This window comes from Micromonospora sp. NPDC057141, assembly GCF_042670805.1.
GTDB lineage: Bacteria > Actinomycetota > Actinomycetes > Mycobacteriales > Micromonosporaceae > Micromonospora.
This window is the reverse complement of sequence record NZ_JBHUVA010000160.1, coordinates 1-2,413: the sequence shown is the minus strand read 5'-3', so window position 1 is coordinate 2,413 and position 2,413 is coordinate 1. Positions and strand designations below refer to the sequence as shown.

Sequence of the window (2,413 nt, the reverse complement as noted above, 5' to 3'; positions counted from 1 at the left end):
CAGCCAAGACCCAGGACGGCAAGCAGCCCGCACTGGAGCTGACCCGCGCCGACCTCAAGACCGCCACCGGGGAGAACGTCACGCCGTTCGAACTCCTCTTCCGCATCGGCGACCTGGCCAACGGGGTGCCCGACGACGGCGAGGAAGGCAGCGCCTCCGGCATCGGCACGCTGGAGTGGAACCTGGCCAAGTGGCAGGAGTACGAGCGGGCCACCAAGGGCCGCCGGGCCATCGAATGGACCCGCTACCTGCGGCAGATGCTCGGCATCGAGGGCGGCGACACCCACGAGGACGACCTCGACATGCTGTTCGGCTCGGACGCCGAGGACGGCGAGCTTCGCGCCGGCGTCGCCATCGCCGAAGAAGGCTGGACGGCCGTCACCCGCAAGGGCCTCGACCTCGCAGCCACGGAGGCCGCCGAGGGCAAGGACGGCAACACCGACCCGGAAGCCGTCGCTGGCAGGGTCCGCGAGATCCTCGCCCTGGCCGACGTCGCCGACACGGCGGTAGTCCTGTCGGCCGCTCAGGTCGCCGAGGCGTACACGAACATGCTCGACAACCTCGCCCGCCGCCGCGAGGAAGCAGCTGCACGCCGCCGCCGCGAGCACGAGGACCAGGAGCACGACGACGCCCCCGTCGACACCGCCGAACTCCAGGCCCGCCTGCGCCGCCGCACCACTCCCTCGCCCAGCCCTGCCGTGGAAGCGCCCGCCGTCACCCCTTGACCGCCTTCGGGCGGAGGGGTCAGAGGTCAGGCGGTTCGGGTTGGCGGCGCCGCATGTTCACGACGGTCGCCTCGTCGACCCGCCGCACGGCCTCGCCGACGCGCTGCAGAACGGCCTCCAGTTGCTCCTGGGTGACGTCGCCGCCGGCGTTCAGCGTCCGCGCGATCTGGTTCAGGTTCGTGCCGATCCGGGTCAGCCCGATCCGGGCGGCAAGCAGCTCGCGCAGCTCCTCGCGCCGGGTCCTCGGGACCGGCCACAGCGTGCTCATCGCCACGGACACGGCGACGTGCGCCGCGTAGCTGGAGGGGGTCAGCCGGGCGAGCTTCGCGGCGGCCTCGACGGCTGCCTTCTCGTCGTCACCGAGCCGGAGATTCAGGCGGTGCGGACGCGGCTCGTCGTTGCGCCGGGTACGCCGCCGCTGCTCCGGAAACACCCGCTGTGGCCGCACGAGATCCCCCTCCGAAACTCCCCCGGTCCGTGCTCGGACCGACCGCTGATCGTCCCCGATCAGCGCGCATACGGTAACCGTATGCACCAACTTGCTGCCGTCATCTACGGCCCGGAAGTCAGCAGCAGGTTGGGTCCGAAGAGTCCCCCGGGGGCGGAGCAAGTTATCGCGTGAGCATTGCTCCCGCGCCCGCCCGGGGGCCGAGCAAGTTATCCGTTTGGAGACTCCAGCGGTTCCCCGACCGAGGGCGTCGCGTCGATCCCCGGTCCGAGCGTCCGCCGGCCTTTTCGCGCGTGCACGTCCTGGTGCTCGACGTCCCCCAGGAGTGCGTCCGGCACCACTCGCTCGACGGGCAGCAGCCGCGGTGCGGCGTCCGTCGTCGTCGTGCTCCTGGTGGTGCTCGGGCCGGTGCCGAGACGGCGTCGCGCGGTGCTCATGACGGGGAGTCTCCCGCGCCGTGGTCGACCCCCTCGCGGCGGCTCCGGCCGTAATGCAAGAGGTGTGACCGGAAGCGCCGTGCCGTAGTGCATGAGCTGTGGCCGTAACGATCTTGTCGGCTTGGGCCTTCGGATCGGAATGCAAGGGTGTGGGCGATCCGTTCGAGGACCGTGCGGCGGGACGACGAGCAAAAGTGCCAGAGGTGCGACGACGTCGACGTGCTCCTGGTGCTCGTCGCGCGTGCGCGCGTTGGGCGGTCCCAAAAGTGCCAAAACCTTGGCCCCTGGAGTCCGGGCTCGTGCTCCTGGTGCTCGTCGGCGTACGTCATCTCGGAGACGTACGCCGTGGGTCGGTGCCGTCCTCGAGGAACGAGGCCGGGGTCATCCGCCGGCGCTTCCGGGCGAGCGGCCCGGGGGCGGCCGGGCAGCGGGGCGAAGACAGGAGCGGTCCGGCCGACGGCGGGCCGCGCGGCCCGCGTGCGGGCCGCCTTGATGGAGTAGAGAAACTCTTACCGCGCCCACCCGCCGCGCCATGAGACGTGCCGCGTACGGTCATGCGCCATGAAGCACGACACCCCCCGGGACCCCGACGGAGCGAAGCTCTGCGCCTGGTGCGGCTCCCCGATCCAGCAGAACGGCATCGGCCGGAGCAAGGACTACTGCCGCCGGAGCTGCCGCCAACGGGCGTACGAGGCGAGGAAGCAGCGGGAGGCCGTGGTCGCCGCCGTGGCGTCGGCCGTCGCACGCCGAGATTCGTCACGTGACGATTCCCGGAGCCCCGACGATTCGTCACGTGACGAAAC

1 protein-coding gene and 2 pseudogenes are annotated in these 2,413 nt (G+C 71.3%); 2 read left to right on the top strand and 1 reads right to left on the bottom strand.

Going from position 1 to position 2,413, the window contains the following annotated elements; genetic code table 11:
- Positions 1 to 725 (top strand): annotated as a pseudogene (locus ACFT41_RS32170) (hypothetical protein); the annotation flags it as partial.
- A gap of 19 nt (positions 726 to 744) precedes the next feature.
- Here ACFT41_RS32170 and ACFT41_RS32165 read toward each other — a convergent pair.
- Positions 745 to 1,173: a MobC family plasmid mobilization relaxosome protein gene (locus tag ACFT41_RS32165; RefSeq protein ID WP_377210550.1), complete on the bottom strand. Its 429-nt coding sequence runs from the start codon at positions 1,171 to 1,173 to the stop codon at positions 745 to 747.
- Between the two features lie 998 nt (positions 1,174 to 2,171).
- Here ACFT41_RS32165 and ACFT41_RS32160 point away from each other — a divergent pair.
- Positions 2,172 to 2,413, top strand: a pseudogene (locus ACFT41_RS32160) (hypothetical protein); the annotation flags it as partial.